Origin of the sequence: Psychrilyobacter sp. (assembly GCF_049671765.1) — a bacterium.
GTDB lineage: Bacteria > Fusobacteriota > Fusobacteriia > Fusobacteriales > Fusobacteriaceae > Psychrilyobacter.
The window spans coordinates 12,841-29,270 of record NZ_JBATVM010000284.1; the positions used below are offsets into that span (position 1 = coordinate 12,841).

Below are 16,430 nucleotides of genomic sequence, written 5' to 3' on the forward strand. Positions count from 1 at the left end.
CTGAATATATATTATTTAACTAGGGAGGAAAAAATGTTTTTAAAAAGTAAGAAATTTATGTTAACTTCATTGTTTGTTTTGAGTAGTACAATTTATGCTGATGGATTAGAAAACAGTAACACAAAGCACAAATCTAGTACTCAAAATCAACCTACAAATTCTAAAATTAAAAGAAAAAGTACAGCGAGTGATTCTTTCGAGAGAAAAAAAATCTATCAGACCAAATATTTTAAAATATATTACGATAAAAACAGTGTTAAACAGGCTCAAGAATTAATTAGGGTGGCAGATCAAATAGCAGAAGTAGAGTCTAAGTTATTTAAAATGGAAATGCCAAAAGAGATCAAAGTTTATGTTATGGATACTCAAGATAATTCCAATGCGTTTTCTACAGGATTCGGAATACATTTGTTTATAACTAATAATGGAGCAATAACTAACGAATACAAAGATTATATTCCTTATTTATTCTCTCATGAACTAACTCATGAATTATTAGATTATAAGATGGCAGGTAATGGTATCAATAAGTATATTCCAATGTCAGATAGAATAATCTTGGATACCGCTATCCCAAGATGGTGGACAGAAGGAATGGCAGTACTGGTAGAGAGTATGATATCAAAAGGTGGAGGAAGAACATTTGATCCAGCATTTATAGCTATTGCGAAAAGAGATCTAAATGAAGATAAATTTAGAGGGTTAGGACCAACGTATCATAATAGACCTTATGAATATGGAAATAGTTTTATGAGATTTTATTTGGAAACTTACGGTGTAGAAAAAGTGTCAGAAGCCATTGATTATTATTCTTCTCATAAAGTTGGTGGAATAGGGAGTGCATTTGGTCATATAGCCAATTTAGATGCAGATCAATTATACAAAGCGTGGATGGGATATTTAGCAAAAATAGTTGATGATGTAAAAGGTGATTTAGTAGAAGGACCATCTATATTTGATAATCATTCATGGAATGCGCAAGTTATTAAAGATGGAGATAATATTTGGACATATTCTATTGAAAAAAGAGAAGATGCTAGTTTTGAGGCTGGACATAAAAGATCTTGGTTAAAACTTTTAAAAATTCCATTTGATGATAAAGGGAATCCTAATTATGAAGATGTAAAAGATTATAGTTTTGCTACAGATATAATTGGAAATCAGCCTGCAATAAAAGGAAATAATATTTATTATGCCTCAAATCCAAAGAAAAGTACTTTTAGAGGCTCTGAAGATAATATAGCGTATCGATATAATATAGAGACTGGTGAACAAACTTTATTAAAAGATCTAATTAGACCAGATAAGTTTGTTAACATTAATGGAAAAATTTACTATACGTTCCTTCAACATGGAGTATCTGGAATCAGTACTTTATCTAATCAAGTAGTTTTAGAACCAAATAAATTTTCTATTAGTAGCCTAAGTGACGCTGGAAATAATAAAATTTTATTTGTTGCGAAAGTAGGAGGAGAAGAAGGAAGTAAAATATTCTTATTAGACCCAAAAACTAAAGAAATAGAATTTTTAGCTAATGGTAAGAGTGGATATTTAGATGGAAAATCTTTATATTTTACAGATAATTTTGGGGAAGAAGCAAATAATGTTTATAAAAAAGATTTGGATAGTGATAAAGTAACTAAGTTAACAAATGTTCTTTATAATGCGACTAACCCTGTGGTAATAACTACAGAAGAAGAAACTAAAGGTTCTTCAAAAGACGATGAAAAGTCTGAGGAAAAATCTTCAGTGGAACATAAAAAATTAGTTTATCTTAACTTTACAACTAGTGGAGATTCTATCAGTCAATTAGAGATGAAATACGCTGTAAATGATGAAAAGAATTTATTGACGCTAGAAAAAGAAAGAAAAGAAAGACAAACAAAAAATAATGAATTGTATGGAGATTATGGAAAAGCATACAACCCTAATATCGTAACTACAGTAACAGTTGATGAATTAAAAGCTAATAAAGAAAAGGAAGTAAAAGGATTTTATTTTCCAGACTTAACTAAACCGTCAATTACAGTTTCAAATTCAGGTGTAGGAGTTGTTTTTAATTCAGCAAATGTAAATACTCGATTGATACTTTCTTATGAGGAAAGTAGTCATTATAGCGGAATTAAGAGTGTTGTTCAACCCAAAAAAGTAGGAATTAACCAAAAAGAAACGAATGTACCAATTTATTTTTCTTCTGCTAAATCAGGATATAAGACTGACAAGTATAATTTAGGGCTTATTCATAATTTTAGTGCTTTTTCAGGTTCTCAATTTGGATATTTTCATTCAGAATATTTAGCACATGGAGAAAGTATTGATGGTAAAGATAGCCAGGGAAATAAGAATAGAACTCATATTGATGAGATGTACTTGACAATTCCATTTAATATTTCAGCTATAGATAAATCTGTATACCTTTCAGTTCACACACGTGGAGATCTACAGGATGATACGATGGATAATTTTGAAAAACTTTATTCAGATAAAGTTGAACTAGAATTTGGATATGACAAAACTTCTAGTTTTTTGATTGGAGACGCTAAAACTAAATTTGGAATGGTAATTAAGAATAAAAAGTCACATGATGGAAACAGCGGGACAAATTATTTCTATGTAGATAGAGATATAAAATCTGATATTCCATATATTGATAGTTTGAGTTTCCTAAAACTTAGAACTAGGTTATATTTTGCTCCTAAAACTTTTACAGATAATAGTTCTTCTTTAACTGAACTTTCTTCATCTGGGCTTGGATTTTCAAGTGTTGGAGGGAACAGTGACGATGTTAAAAGTTTTATAACCAATGCTAGATTTGCTAGTAAAATATATGGTGATATGAATTATAGAATACCTATTGAGAAAGGTAGTGATTTTGGGATGGTATATTTGAATGATGTTCAACTGAGATTGGGTTATTCGTATACTGCATTTATGGATGAAGACTACAATGAACAAGCTTCTATATTATCTAAATGGAAATCAGCTTTTCCTAAGGTTTATGCAGCTTATGGTGGGAGAAGTGCTACTCAAATAAAATCAGATATTACATATTTAAATAATTTAGGAGCAAAGATTGCTAGTAGTCTGGGAGCAAAAGATCCAAAGATGATTGAAATGATAACAAAAGTTGGAATGGGGGAGATAGTATTCCCAAATGCAAAGTTAGACAAACTAATTAAAGATGTCTTTAAACTTGATCCAAAAGCAAAAGTAATCGTAGATAAGTATAAGGGTTCAAATCTTCAAAACGTTCTATACCTAGCACAAAATGCACCCCAAAAAGAGAAAAAATTTAGACATGGTATTACTATAAATCCATCTGCAACATTAAATGGAAATTTATATAATGATTCGGCTTCATTTGGTCTTTCAGTAGGAAATACTTATATAGCTGATTTTACAAATGATAATCTTTCAAATACAGATTTCTGGTATGTAAGTGTTAAATTAAGATTCTAATATAAAATAATTTAAAAAAATCTAGAACTCTCTAAAAGTATTTATTCATTTTTTTAGAGAGTTCTTTTTTTAAAAAATATTAAAAAATGATTTATAGATTAAAAATTAGTTAAAATATAGTTGACTTATTTTATGAGGAGGAACAAATGAAAAAGATATTATTATGCTTAATGGTCTTAGCTTTAATTGCGTGCGGACAAGACGACAAAAAAATAGATAACAAAGTAGCTGTAAATAAAAAAGTCGAAAACCCCGCTAAAAAAAGAAAAGGAACACTTAATTTAGCAATAACAGGAAAATTTGAAGGTAAATTTAATCCAGCCATTGCAACAACTCATTTTGATGGTAGGGTAAATGCTCATATATTTGAAACATTATTAAGTTATGGAAATGATTTTAAATTTAAACCTGGAACCTTAGTAGAAAATTATAAATATAATAAGGAAAAGATGCAGTATATTTTCCATATAAAAAAAGGGGTAAAATTTCAGGATGGGGTAGAGCTTACATCTAAAGATGTAAAGTTTACATATAGTTTGTATGCGAGACCAGAATATGATGGAGTAGAAGCCTTTTCATCAGCTTCTATAAAGGGATTTCAAGATGTAGCAGATGGAAAGGTTAGATATATAAAAGGTATTGAAACTCCAGATAAATATACAGTTATTTTTAATATGGCAGAGGCAAATGCTAGATCTCTCAATAACTTTGTAGCTAGAATATTACCGAAACACTACTATGAATATGCTAAATCAGAAGATTATAAGACTGAATTTTTAACTAAAAATGAAACTCCATTAGGGTCAGGACCATATAAATTAACAGAATATAAGCCAGGAGAATATGTAGTTTTAGATAGATTCAAAGGTTATCATGAAGGTTCATCAGAAGTAAAAAAAATAGTGATAAGGTATATTCCGGGCGATTCTGTCTCCCCAGCTCTAGCAAAGGGAGAATTAGATATAGCAGAAATAGGCGGAAGAAAGAGTAAGGAAAAGGAAATTGCTTCTTCTAATAATTTAGTTGATTTTCAAAAAACTGCTCCAGAAGGATACTCATATATTGGATTTAACTTAAGGAAAGAAAAGTTTCAGGATAAAACCCTAAGACAGGCCTTAACCTATGGATTAAATAGAGAACTATATGCAACTAAAGTATTGGAAGGGTATGCAAAAGTAGTAAATCAGCCATTAGTTCCTCAGCATTGGGCTAGTTCTAAAAATGTAAATGATTATGCATATAACCCTGAAAAAGCTAAAAAGATGTTAGAAGATGATGGATGGAAGTTAGAAAATGATGGATTTAGATATAAAAATGGAGAAAAATTAGCCTTTAGCTTGAAAACATCCGCTTCTAGTGGACAGACTTCTACAGGTAAAACATTGATAGCTCTAATTAAGCAAAACTGGAAACAAATAGGTGTAGATGTAGATATCCAATTGGTAGACTTTAATGCAATAGTCAAAGATATTCAAAGTGAAGGACCAAAATTTGATACTGTTATGTTAGCGTGGAGTACAATTGCGGATCCTGATCAATCTAATTTATTTAAAACAGGCGGAGGAAGTAACTTTGTAGGGTATTCGAATAAAAAAGTTGATGAATTATGTATAGAAGGACTTGCAGAATTGACAATAGATGGAAGAACGGTTATTTACGACGAGATGATGAAAGAGATCAATAACGATCTACCTTATATTTTTTTAACTAGTCCAACAAAGGTTATAGGAATAAATAAGAGAATAAGTGGTCTAGATTATATGAATGGTATAGACCCATATGAAGCGACTAGAACAGATACTTTAAAGCTTGAAAATTAAAAAAATATTAAAAAAACAGACCTTTAGTTTTTATAGAAAATAAATATTGTGACTAGATATAAGATCTATACTCTAAAAAAGGTTTAGGAATTGGGGGATAAGATGTTAAAGTACATAATTAGAAGAATCATAGTATCAATCTTTTTATTGTTTGTAATGTCAGCAATGATATATACAATATTTGCATTTGCACCTGGAGATCCTGTTGGAAGCCAGATGGATCCAAATATGACAAAAGCTATACTGGCTAAATTAAGAGCACAATATGGATTGGACCAACCAATATATAAAAGATATTTTTATTGGTTATGGTCAGCAATTCACGGAGATTTAGGCTATTCAATCCAATATAGTAAATCAGCTGTTGAAGTTATAAAAACTTATATGTGGAATAGTTTTATACTAGCAGTTCCAGCACTTATTATATCAAATTTAATTGCTATACCATTAGGTGTTATATCAGCAGTGAAGCATAACACTTATATTGATAAGATTATTGGTTTAATAACTCTAGCAGGGATATCATGCCCATCATTTTTTATAGCTTTATTGGTTATAAAAAAACTAGCTATGGACTATGGAATATTTCCATTTTCTGGGATGATAACAGCAGGTGCTGGATATACAGGAATGGCCTATTTCTTTGATCTCCTCCACCATGCAGTTCTACCACTTATTGTTATGGTAAGTACTGGTATTGCAGGGATGGTTATGTTTGTCAGATCATTTATGTTAAATGTACTGAGCCAAGATTATGTAAGGACAGCAAGAGCCAAAGGACTTCCTCAAAGAACTGTTATTTATAAACATGCATTTAAAAATACTCTGATCCCTATAGTAACTATGTTTTCAGGAATATTAGGAGGACTATTTGGAGGGAGTATCGTTATCGAGAGTATGTTTGCTTGGCCTGGGATGGGGACTATAGCTTTAGGAGCAGTAACTTTTAGAGATTATCCTCTTATCATGGCAACTAATATTTTTTTTGCTACATTGATGTTACTAGGGTATTTGATATCAGATATTGTTTACGGTGTTGTAGACCCTAGGGTAAAGTTAGACTAAATAATAAAGGAGAGAGATGATGGATAATAGATCAAAATCTCCTTTAGCAATTATGCTGAAGAGATTTAAAAGAGATAAAATAGCAGTAATAGCACTGACAGGATTGGGCATAATTGCTCTTCTTGCACTTTTAACACCTTTAATATCAAGGGGTTTAGGGATAGGTCCAGATGATATAGATATGGATGTCTTAATTAATGGTTCACCATTTTCACCAGGAGGAAATCATCTTTTGGGAACAGATGAGTCTGGAAGAGATGTTTTTATTAGGCTTTTATATGGAAGTAGAATTTCATTGACAGTTGGTTTAGTAGCAGTAGGAATTTCTACAACATTAGGAGTAATGATCGGTGGTGTAGCAGGGTTTTACGGTGGAATAATTGATGATATTATCATGAGAATTATAGAGTTAATCAATGTGCTGCCAGTAATGGTACTACTTATTACTTTGATAGCCATAACAGGGCCCAATATCTATATGGTTATGATGGTTTTGGGAGTAGTGGGATGGACAGGAATAGCTAGACAGGTAAGAGGACAGCTTTTAACCCTTAGAGAACAGGAATTTATGTTGGCTACAAAGGCATTAGGCCTCAGTGACACCAGAAAAATATTTATTCACCTAATACCAAATACAACGTCATATTTAATTATTTCTATAACATTGGGAATGGCGGGAGCAATATTAAGTGAATCAATGTTATCTTTCTTGGGACTAGTTTCTCCTACAGCAGCAACGTGGGGAAATATGATAAATGAAGCTAAATCAATATACACAATACAGCATTATTGGTGGATATGGATGACTCCAGGGATAGCTATATTCGTTACGGTAATGTGCTTTAATTTAGTAGGAGCAGGTCTAAGATATGCTCTTGATCCAAAATCAAAATAATGAGGTTGATTCATGAATAAAATATTAGAAATAGATGATTTAAAGTTTTATTTTAGATTAGAAGAGGACAAATCTATAGTAAAGGCTGTAGATGGTGTTAGTTTTGATCTATATGAAGGGGAAACTCTAGGAATAGTAGGAGAATCTGGAAGCGGGAAAAGTGTTACTACTATGGCAATAATGGGAATTGTTCCTATGCCTCCTGGATTTATAGAGGGAGGAGAAATAAGGTTTCAAGGGAAAAATTTATTTTCTATGGATTCTGATAAATTAAGAAATATGAGAGGAAGCGACATGTCTGTTATCTTTCAAGAACCCATGACATCACTAAATCCGGTTTTAACTATTGGAGATCAGCTTACAGAGGTGCTATTTTTTCATCAAAAATTATCCAAGAAAGATGCCAAGGCAAAAGCTATCGGTATGTTAGAAAAAGTAGGAATAAATGGACCAGAAAGAGTTTATAATGGATATCCACATAATCTAAGTGGTGGACAGAGACAAAGAGTCGTAATAGCTATGGCACTTTTGTGTGAACCAAAGCTACTTATTGCAGATGAGCCTACAACTGCTTTAGATGTTACTATACAAGCGGAGATCCTAAAATTATTAAAGGAGATAAAGGTGGAGTTTAAAACTTCTACTATATTTATAACTCATGATTTAGGAGTAATTGCAGAAGTAGCCGATAGAGTGGTAGTTATGTATAGGGGAAGGGTCATGGAAATAGCTACAATTGATGATCTTTTTGATAATCCTATCCATCCCTATACAATTGGGCTAATGAATTCTATGCCAAATATAGATACTGATAGTGATGAACTATATTCTATGCCAGAAAAAATTGGACATCCCATAGTAATAGATAGAGATGGGAAATATGAAATTACAGATGAGATTTATTATGAAGATGATACCAAGATGATAACACTAGAAAATAGAGAGCTAAGAGTTCATCTAAAAAAAGAGGTGAATTAATGAGTGAAAATTTAGAAATAAACTTAATAGAAGTAAAGGATTTGAAAAAATACTATCCAATAAAAAAAGGTATATTGAGGAAAACAGTAGATCACGTAAAAGCCGTGGATGGAGTTTCATTTAATATAAAAAAAGGTGAAACTTTGGGACTTGTAGGAGAGTCTGGATGTGGAAAATCTACTCTTGGAAGAACATTGTTAAATCTATATGAAAAAACTAGTGGAGAAGTTTTTTACAATGGGACCAATATCCATGGTGCATGCAAGGGGAAGATGAATGAACTGAGAAAAGAGATGCAAATAATTTTTCAAGATCCATATTCATCGTTAAATCCAAGATTGACTGTAGAACAAACTATTGGAGAAGCAGTTAGATTTCATAAAATGAAGGGGAAAGATGAATTGTATGATCATATAAAACAAACGGCAAGTAGATGTGGTGTAGATCCTAACCATTTGAGTCGATATCCCCATGAATTTAGTGGCGGACAGAGACAAAGAATAGGGATAGCTAGAGCATTAGCTCTGAATCCAAAATTTATTGTCTGTGATGAATCCGTATCAGCTTTAGATGTTTCAGTGCAGGCAAAAGTAATAAATCTATTAAAAGAGTTACAAAAAGAAGAGGATCTTACATATCTTTTTATAACTCATGACTTGTCAGTTGTAAAACATATTTCTGATAGGGTAGCAGTGATGTATTTTGGTAGGATAGTGGAGTTAGCAGAAACAAATAAATTATTTGAATCGCCAGTTCATTTTTATACGAAAAAATTATTATCTGCCATACCTAAATCCCATCCGAGAAAAAATACAAAGAACTATGTAGATCAAAAAATGCCAGAATGGGTAAAAATCCCAGAGGGCTATAAAATTGATGATAGAGATCCTAAAAAGAGAGATACAGAATCTGTTATGGTTGAAATTAGAGATGGACATTTTATAGCCTGTTATAAGGCCGATGAAATTTTGAAATAAAAGGAATGATATGAAAAAATTAAAAAAATATGGGGAATTTAATGAGGGAGAAAAGAAAAATATAGATTTTAATAGGGAAACCATTACGAATAAGGAAATATTTTTTTTAATAATGAATCTTTATAAAAAAATAATTCCTTTGCTGTGTGTATTTATAGTAGGAGTTTTGACTTTTGCTGCACTATTTTATTATTTCTATTAAAATATTTTTAAAGTACTTTGAATAAAAATAAATATTATACACATTGTGACTAACTATTGCTTATTTTTAAAAGTAAAATTATAGAGTTCAAAGTAGTAGTTCACTTGCAGTAGAGATATAGATATCACTGTAATTAAACCACTATTTAAACCCTAAAAACGTCTAGTGAGCTGACACTTTGTCTTCTCATTAGACGTTTTTTCTTATCAACTGACGTTTTTCAAGATCACCTCTTAACCCCAATGGTATCAATGGATAAATGGGTTTGTAGTTTAACTCCTAAGCAAACCACCTATACAATTATAAAGGGAAGGTTTTAGAAACGCTTAGGATGATAATGAGGAGGTATTCTTGGATATTTTAAAAATAAAGGTTTAATCATTATCTAGAAAATCACTTGTTATTTTTAAGTAAGGTTGTGCTTCTTCTTTATTTAAAATATGTTTTGATTCTACAGCATCTAAAATTGCTTTTTTCAAACCTACAGAAGTATAGCTAGCTCCTGCAATACTATCAATTGCAATACTTTGTTTCGTTATAACACCATTTATAATACCGCGAAATGCATTTTCTTTTATTCCTTTTGTATCATTTTCTTTTAATATTTTTATACCTATTATTTTTTTATCTCTTAAAGTAACTTCTACTTCTATGGGACCTTTATAACCCTGACTAGTTCCTATTACACTTTCTTTAGAGTTATTATCCCAGATACTCAAAGATATTCCTATTAAAAAAAATAGCCCAAGACATATTTCAAATATTTTTTCTTTTAGTTTATAAGTTTTCATATTTTTCACCTCTTTTGTATATTATATCAAATCATTATTATTTAAGTCTACAAAAAGTTTGTAAAACAAAATAAATTATGATATTATTATTGAAGTTACATAGTATAAATAAATTAGGAGGAATAAAATGAAAAAAATTATTATTTTAGTTACACTTGTTTTACTATCAGCAATTACTTTTGGGTCTACTTATTCAGATGGAACCTATAGAGGAAATTTTATTGATCGAGACAGTAATTCTATTGGAGAAGTTCAAGTAAATGTACAATTTGATTTAGAAAATGATATTGTAAAAAAAGCGTCTATGAGAATGTTAAATTTTAAAGGGCAAAATTATATGAAAGATCCTAAGTTAAAAAAGGAAAAAGAGAAATATGTCTCAGCTTTAAATCATTTAGTAGGCAAAAATTTAAAGGATACAATGCCTGATCTATATGCTACAGAAAATATACCAATGGCAGGAGCAACTGTTCGTGGAGGTAAAATAAGATCTGCTATACAAGATGGAATAAATAGAGGAGTATATAGATTGCCTAAAAAATAAGCATATTTAATATGAATTTGATTCAAGAAAAAAGAGTTTCACTGATAAACTTCAGTGAAACTCTTTTTTCTTGATTAGCTTATTCTTCCTCTTCTGGTCTTTCCATCGGGATGTTGTATTATTAAGTTTCTGCCTTCATCAAAGGCTGAAATTTTTATCTTAGTGGCATTATCTATTAAATTCGTTTATTTTTATGTTTTTCCTTTATTTTAAATATTTGTTTAAGGTTGTATTTTTTTAGGGAATAGTATATTATTTCATGTGGCAGATATATGGTATATCTATATTATCTTTATATTTATCATGTGAGAAGAAAAGCAAAAGAACAGTAAAAGTAAAAAGGAGGAACAAATTTTATGTTAACAAACCCAGTTTTATTATCAGTTATTTTGATGAGTGTTTTATGTCTTTTAAACTTGAATGTCATATTATCCCTTATTATAGCAGCATTATTTGGAGGACTTATATCAGGTATCCCTCTAAATGAAGTTATGAGTATATTAGTAGGAGGAATGGGTGGAAATGCTGAAACAGCACTTAGTTATATATTACTTGGAGCTTTGGCTACAGCAATACACGAAACCGGACTGGCTACATTATTATCTAAAAAAATAGCCAAAACAATAAAGGGGAAAAGGGCTGTACTACTAATTATCATTGCATGTATTAGTTGTTTATCCCAGAATCTTATCCCAGTTCATATTGCATTTATACCAATTCTTATTCCTTCATTGTTAAAAATTATGAATGTATTAAAAATTGATAGAAGAGGTGTAGCTTGTGCCCTTACCTTTGGGCTGAAAACACCTTATATCGCTCTGCCAGTAGGTTTTGGATTGATCTTTCATGGAATTATAGCTGATCAAATGACAGCAAATGGAATGGAAATTTCAAAATCAATAATTTGGAAAGGAATGATGTTCCCAGCTCTGGGGATGGTAGTTGGAGTTTTAGTTGCAATATTTATTAGTTATAGAAAACCCCGTGAATATGAAAATCTAGATTTTTCTGAAATGGATCTTATTGAAGATGAAGAGGTCAAATTTACAAGATCACATTTGGCTGCTTTGGTGGGAGCGAGTATGGCATTAATTATCCAGTTAACTATAGGTTCTCTACCTTTAGGTGCAATTGTAGGTTTGGGAATAATGGTACTTTTTGGAGCAATCAAATGGAAAAGTCTCAACGAAATAACCAACAACGGGATACATATGATGGGATTTATCGCATTTGTAATGCTTGTTGCTTCAGGTTATGGAGCAGTAATCAGAGAAACTGGAGGAGTTCAGGCCTTGGTTGATGTAACAGCAGGAATTGTTGGAGACAGTAAGTTTTTTGCAGCTCTTATAATGATTATTCTTGGACTTATTATCACCATGGGGATAGGAACTTCTTTTGGGACAATTCCTATTATTGCAGTTATCTATGTACCACTTTGTTTAAAATTAGGTTTTAGTCCTCTTGCAACTGCAATACTTATAGGGACAGCAGCAGCCCTTGGAGATGCAGGGTCTCCTGCTTCAGATAGTACATTAGGGCCTACTGCAGGTCTTAATGCAGATAACCAACACGATCATATTTGGGATACATGTGTCCCTACTTTTTTACACTTTAATATTCCCCTTGTAATATTTGGTATAGTTGGGGCAATGATATTTTAATCTAAAAAGGCACTCTTAAGAGTGCCTTTTTAGATTTTTAAATAATTATTAACTTCAAAAAATTAAATTTTAAAAAGTCATCTGATAATAAAAAGGATGATGAAAGAAGTGATTGAATAGTTAGATAATAATTTATTTTTTCATTAAATCTTCATTAAATGGTAGTATCTTATTAGGAGAAGAAGAATTAAATTATAAATAAATTCAAGAATGATTAATATAGACAATAAAAAATGGGGGAATAAGCATGAAAAAAAAATATATAAGTAAAGATTTAAAAAAATCATATTTTATAATTGTAATAGTGATCTTAGCTGTATTTGTTCAGATAACTATGTTTAGTTGGAACCATAGTAAAGGGAATGGAAAAAAAGAAGTTCAAGTCGTACTTAATTTTTTAAAAGAAGAAATATCGAGTTCGGAGGAACTGAGTTTGAGAGAAAAATCCGAAGATGCATTAGGTGAGGTTCCTAGTTTTAGTGATCTTTCTATTGTTATGAAGAATGATGATTTCTATCTAAAGAAAGGAGATGTAATTTTAAAAAATCTTCCCACAAAGGATGAGGTAACAATGTATAAATTTTATAGATATTACATCTATAATTATACTATATATGATGATAAAAATAATCCTATTCAGGTAACTATTGTTAAAAATCTAGATGAAAATATTGAATTTGTTATCGATATATTTTTAATATTTTTAATAATATTTATCTTCTTAAATTTGACAGTTTTATTTTTGTATAAATATTTTTATAAAAATATGATATCTCAAATCAAAAAGATAGAAGAAGAAGTTAATAGACTAGATATTTATGGTGAAAGTTTTAAATTAATAGAAAGTAACGAGGATTATTATGAGGAAAATAAAAATATAATCAATGCCACAAATAATATGTTAATAAGATTGAGTGATCAAAAGAACCAACAGATGGATTTTATCCATAGTGCATCCCATGAGATGAAAACTCCTCTCACAGTAATGAAAGGTTATACAGGGATGTTAGAACGATGGGCTATAGATGATGGAGATAAAGGCGTGATAAAAGAATATGTAGGAGTAATATCTAATACTGTAAATGAAAGTGCTGAATTGATTGAAAAACTTTTATTTTTAGTCCAAAATGATATAGACCTTACTCTAGAAACTCTAAATCTAAGGGAATTAGTAAGAAAGATCTATCTGAATTTGTTGATTAAATATCCTGAGAGCGAAATAGTGATAGAGGGAGATAGAGAAATATCTACAGATAAAGTTTTAATAAAGTTACTGCTTTTTAATTTGATAGAAAATGCTATTAAATATGGGAGCAGTAAAAAAATAGAAATTATGATAAGTGATGAATTTTTATCTATTTCAAATGACGGCGAACATATTAAGGAGGAAAATTTAAATAGGATTTTCGACAGATTTTATAGGGAAGATAAATCTCGAAACAACGAGATTGAAGGTCATGGGCTGGGGTTATCTATAGTAAAAGTAATATCAAAAAAACTTGGTTTCCAGGTAGAAATAAAAAATAAAGAAACTGTAGGAGTAATTTCGAAACTATATTTTAGTAATTAGTTGAACTTTGATCACGATATAAACCTTTAAAATAAAAGGGAACTCTAATATTTATATAAATTTAATTAGTACGAAATATCAATAATTAATATAAAGGAGAGAAAATTGAAAATATTAATAGTAGAAGATGATAAAAGAATAAGTAAGTTTTTAGAAATAGAATTTTTAAGGGAAGGATATACTATAGAAGTGGCTTTTGATGGTAAAAGTGCACTACAAAAGATAAAAAATAATTTTTTTAATATAATACTTCTAGACCTTATGATTCCTAATATATCAGGAGAAGATCTTTGTAAAAAAATTAGGGAGGAGTCAGATATCCCAATAATTGTACTTACAGCAAAAAATAGTTTAATTTCAAAGATCTATTTACTAGATATAGGAGCTGATGATTATATTACTAAACCATTTGAAATTGAAGAGCTCTTCGCTAGAATCAGGGTGATTTTAAGAAATAAAAGTCACTACCTTACAGATGGGTTTGAAACATATGGAGAGATTAGCCTAAAAAGAGATTCAAAGGAAATAACTGTCAGAGGAAAAGACGTATCTTTGAGTAAAAAAGAATATAATTTAATTGAGTATTTTTTCTTAAATAAGGAGATTGTTCTTTCCCGGGAAAAAATTGTGGAATCTGTATGGGGATATGATTTTGAAGGAAATCTAAGTATTGTGGATGCCTGTATAAAGAATATGAGAAAAAAATTAAAACTAGAAAGACCACTTATATCATCTATAAGAGGTGTCGGATATATATTTAAAAATAGAGATTGATAAATAAAAGGTGGAATTTCACTAGAATTTCTAGGGAAAAAATCTATATTGTATAGAAAAAATTTAAAAATGAGAGGGTGAAGGAGAAAAAAAGCTTCTAAAAATAGAAGCTTTTTTTCTAGAAAAGGGTCTGTCTCATATTTTGTGTAAACCTTCAAATTGGTGTAAACTAAAATTACATTAATTTGGAGGTTTTTTTATGAGAAAAAGAAGAAAAGATTTATCCCCTGATGAATTAGCGCGAAAAGAGCTAATTAGAGAATACCTTAGTAAAACACCTAATAATAGCTTGGATTTTAGCGCATTAATTAAAGAGATGATGGGGCAAATGCTTGAAGGTGCTTTGGATGGAGAGCTTGAGGAACAACTTGGTTATAGCAAATATGATTACCGTAATAAACCTACGGATAATTCTAGAAATGGATATTCTAAAAAAACACTAAAAAGTAGTTCTGGAGAGATTGATATTAATGTTCCTAGAGATAGAAATAATGAATTCGAACCACAGATTATTAAAAAGCATCAAAGCTCAATAAGCCAAGACTTTGAAGAAAAAGTCACTTCTTTATTCGCCAAAGGAATGACTCTTAGTGATATTAAGACTCATGTCGCTGATATGTATGATTTTGATATCTCCGAAAGTTCTATTAGTAGAATTACTGATAAGATTCTTCCTATAGCTAAAGAATGGCAAGATAGACCATTAGAAGACACATATGCTGTAGTTTTTATGGACGCAATTCATTACAATGTTCGAAGTGAAGGGCGCATAGTTAAAAAGGCTGTCTATATCGCTATTGGAATTAATATGGATGGGATGAAAGAAGTTTTAGGAATGTGGGTTGGTGAAAATGAAAGTGCTAAGTTCTGGCTACTTAAAATGAATGAATTAAAAAATAGAGGTGTTAATGATATCCTAATCATCTGTGTTGATGGCCTTACAGGATTTTCTAATGCCATAGCAGCTGTTTTTCCTGATACAGAGATACAACAGTGTATTATTCATCAAATTAGAAACACTACTAGATATGTATCGTACAAAGATATTAAAGAACTTATGATTGATTTAAAAAAAGTCTATAAAGCTAATACTGAAGATATCGCTCTTTTTGAACTAGATAATTTTGAAGAAAAGTGGAAGAGAAAATACCCACAAATAGCCCTTTCTTGGAAGTCTAATTGGGCAAATTTAGCTACATATTTTAAATACCCGCAAGAAATTAGAACTCTAATTTATACTACTAATACAATCGAAGGATTTAACAGGCAGCTCAGAAAAACAAGTAAAAGTAGATCTGTATTTCCTACAGATGATAGTTTATTTAAGCTTCTTTATCTTACTACGATGGATATCACGCGAAAATGGACTGGGCGCCGAAGAGATTGGGGTATAATTTACTCTCAATTGCAAATATTTTTTGAAGAAAGATTAAACTAAATGACAATCTAAAATATACCTTTTGAAAGAGGCTAATTTTAGGCTCTGTTATTGACATACAAAAAAGAAAGTCCTAATATATTAAAAACGAGAAGCAATAATTAAAGAATTATTACTCCTCATTTTATAAAAGTTTTACATTAATTTTTAGAGTTTACACAAAACTTGCAACACTCCCTGTAGAATACAGGAATCACCTTTTGAATGCTTAAATATTGCCTCACTCTTTTTTATATGTCCTTGACAAAGGGTACAG

General features: G+C 30.4%; 13 protein-coding genes. 12 read left to right on the forward strand and 1 reads right to left on the reverse strand.

What is annotated here, in order from left to right; all coding sequences use genetic code 11:
* Positions 1-33: 33 nt before the first annotated feature.
* The 7 genes from WBG30_RS13370 to WBG30_RS13400 all read left to right on the forward strand — a co-directional run bounded on the left by WBG30_RS13370 (position 34) and on the right by WBG30_RS13400 (position 9,396).
* Positions 34-3,459, forward strand: a complete 3,426-nt coding sequence (locus WBG30_RS13370) for a hypothetical protein (RefSeq protein WP_424505153.1) — start codon at positions 34-36, stop codon at positions 3,457-3,459.
* 146 nt (positions 3,460-3,605) lie between these two features.
* Positions 3,606-5,279, forward strand: coding sequence for an ABC transporter substrate-binding protein (locus WBG30_RS13375; protein WP_424505154.1), 1,674 nt, complete (start codon positions 3,606-3,608; stop codon positions 5,277-5,279).
* Between the two features lie 102 nt (positions 5,280-5,381).
* The gene (locus WBG30_RS13380; RefSeq protein WP_424505155.1) at positions 5,382-6,344 is read left to right on the forward strand and encodes an ABC transporter permease; all 963 of its coding nucleotides are present in this window, start codon (positions 5,382-5,384) and stop codon (positions 6,342-6,344) included.
* 19 nt (positions 6,345-6,363) lie between these two features.
* Positions 6,364-7,239: an ABC transporter permease gene (locus tag WBG30_RS13385; protein WP_424505156.1), complete on the forward strand. Its 876-nt coding sequence runs from the start codon at positions 6,364-6,366 to the stop codon at positions 7,237-7,239.
* Positions 7,240-7,251: 12 nt separating this feature from the next.
* On the forward strand, positions 7,252-8,217 hold the full coding sequence (locus tag WBG30_RS13390; protein ID WP_424505157.1) for an ABC transporter ATP-binding protein: 966 nt from the start codon (positions 7,252-7,254) through the stop codon (positions 8,215-8,217).
* On the forward strand, positions 8,217-9,194 hold the full coding sequence (locus WBG30_RS13395; RefSeq protein ID WP_424505158.1) for an ABC transporter ATP-binding protein: 978 nt from the start codon (positions 8,217-8,219) through the stop codon (positions 9,192-9,194). The genes WBG30_RS13390 and WBG30_RS13395 overlap by 1 nt, the downstream gene beginning before the upstream one ends.
* A gap of 10 nt (positions 9,195-9,204) precedes the next feature.
* A complete protein-coding gene (locus WBG30_RS13400; protein WP_424505159.1) occupies positions 9,205-9,396 on the forward strand; it encodes a hypothetical protein in 192 nt (63 codons plus the stop codon).
* 374 nt (positions 9,397-9,770) lie between these two features.
* Here the strand turns inward: WBG30_RS13400 and WBG30_RS13405 are convergent, their stop codons facing one another.
* On the reverse strand, positions 9,771-10,187 hold the full coding sequence (locus WBG30_RS13405) for an FMN-binding protein (RefSeq protein WP_424505160.1): 417 nt from the start codon (positions 10,185-10,187) through the stop codon (positions 9,771-9,773).
* 127 nt (positions 10,188-10,314) lie between these two features.
* Between WBG30_RS13405 and WBG30_RS13410 the strand changes: the two genes are divergently transcribed.
* From WBG30_RS13410 to WBG30_RS13430, 5 genes are all read left to right on the forward strand, one after another.
* Positions 10,315-10,731 carry a hypothetical protein gene (locus WBG30_RS13410; RefSeq protein ID WP_424505161.1) on the forward strand — a complete coding sequence of 139 codons (417 nt, stop codon included), beginning with the start codon at positions 10,315-10,317 and terminating at the stop codon, positions 10,729-10,731.
* 356 nt (positions 10,732-11,087) lie between these two features.
* On the forward strand, positions 11,088-12,392 hold the full coding sequence (locus WBG30_RS13415; RefSeq protein ID WP_424505162.1) for a Na+/H+ antiporter family protein: 1,305 nt from the start codon (positions 11,088-11,090) through the stop codon (positions 12,390-12,392).
* A gap of 247 nt (positions 12,393-12,639) precedes the next feature.
* Positions 12,640-13,962, forward strand: coding sequence for a sensor histidine kinase (locus WBG30_RS13420; RefSeq protein WP_424505163.1), 1,323 nt, complete (start codon positions 12,640-12,642; stop codon positions 13,960-13,962).
* Between the two features lie 105 nt (positions 13,963-14,067).
* On the forward strand, positions 14,068-14,736 hold the full coding sequence (locus WBG30_RS13425; RefSeq protein ID WP_424505164.1) for a response regulator transcription factor: 669 nt from the start codon (positions 14,068-14,070) through the stop codon (positions 14,734-14,736).
* A 199-nt stretch (positions 14,737-14,935) separates the two neighbouring features.
* Positions 14,936-16,174: an IS256 family transposase gene (locus WBG30_RS13430; RefSeq protein WP_424505165.1), complete on the forward strand. Its 1,239-nt coding sequence runs from the start codon at positions 14,936-14,938 to the stop codon at positions 16,172-16,174.
* Positions 16,175-16,430 lie beyond the last annotated feature (256 nt).

Excerpts from the sequence above, each read along its gene's own strand:
- WBG30_RS13405 (WP_424505160.1), bottom strand. The coding sequence starts at position 10,187 with ATGAAAACTTATAAACTAAAAGAAAAAATATTTGAAATATGTCTTGGG.
- WBG30_RS13395 (WP_424505158.1), top strand. The coding sequence starts at position 8,217 with ATGAGTGAAAATTTAGAAATAAACTTAATAGAAGTAAAGGATTTGAAA.
- WBG30_RS13430 (WP_424505165.1), top strand. The coding sequence starts at position 14,936 with ATGAGAAAAAGAAGAAAAGATTTATCCCCTGATGAATTAGCGCGAAAA.
- WBG30_RS13380 (WP_424505155.1), top strand. The coding sequence starts at position 5,382 with ATGTTAAAGTACATAATTAGAAGAATCATAGTATCAATCTTTTTATTG.
- WBG30_RS13415 (WP_424505162.1), top strand. The coding sequence starts at position 11,088 with ATGTTAACAAACCCAGTTTTATTATCAGTTATTTTGATGAGTGTTTTA.
- WBG30_RS13400 (WP_424505159.1), top strand. The coding sequence starts at position 9,205 with ATGAAAAAATTAAAAAAATATGGGGAATTTAATGAGGGAGAAAAGAAA.
- WBG30_RS13410 (WP_424505161.1), top strand. The coding sequence starts at position 10,315 with ATGAAAAAAATTATTATTTTAGTTACACTTGTTTTACTATCAGCAATT.
- WBG30_RS13370 (WP_424505153.1), top strand. The coding sequence starts at position 34 with ATGTTTTTAAAAAGTAAGAAATTTATGTTAACTTCATTGTTTGTTTTG.
- WBG30_RS13385 (WP_424505156.1), top strand. The coding sequence starts at position 6,364 with ATGGATAATAGATCAAAATCTCCTTTAGCAATTATGCTGAAGAGATTT.
- WBG30_RS13375 (WP_424505154.1), top strand. The coding sequence starts at position 3,606 with ATGAAAAAGATATTATTATGCTTAATGGTCTTAGCTTTAATTGCGTGC.
- WBG30_RS13390 (WP_424505157.1), top strand. The coding sequence starts at position 7,252 with ATGAATAAAATATTAGAAATAGATGATTTAAAGTTTTATTTTAGATTA.
- WBG30_RS13420 (WP_424505163.1), top strand. The coding sequence starts at position 12,640 with ATGAAAAAAAAATATATAAGTAAAGATTTAAAAAAATCATATTTTATA.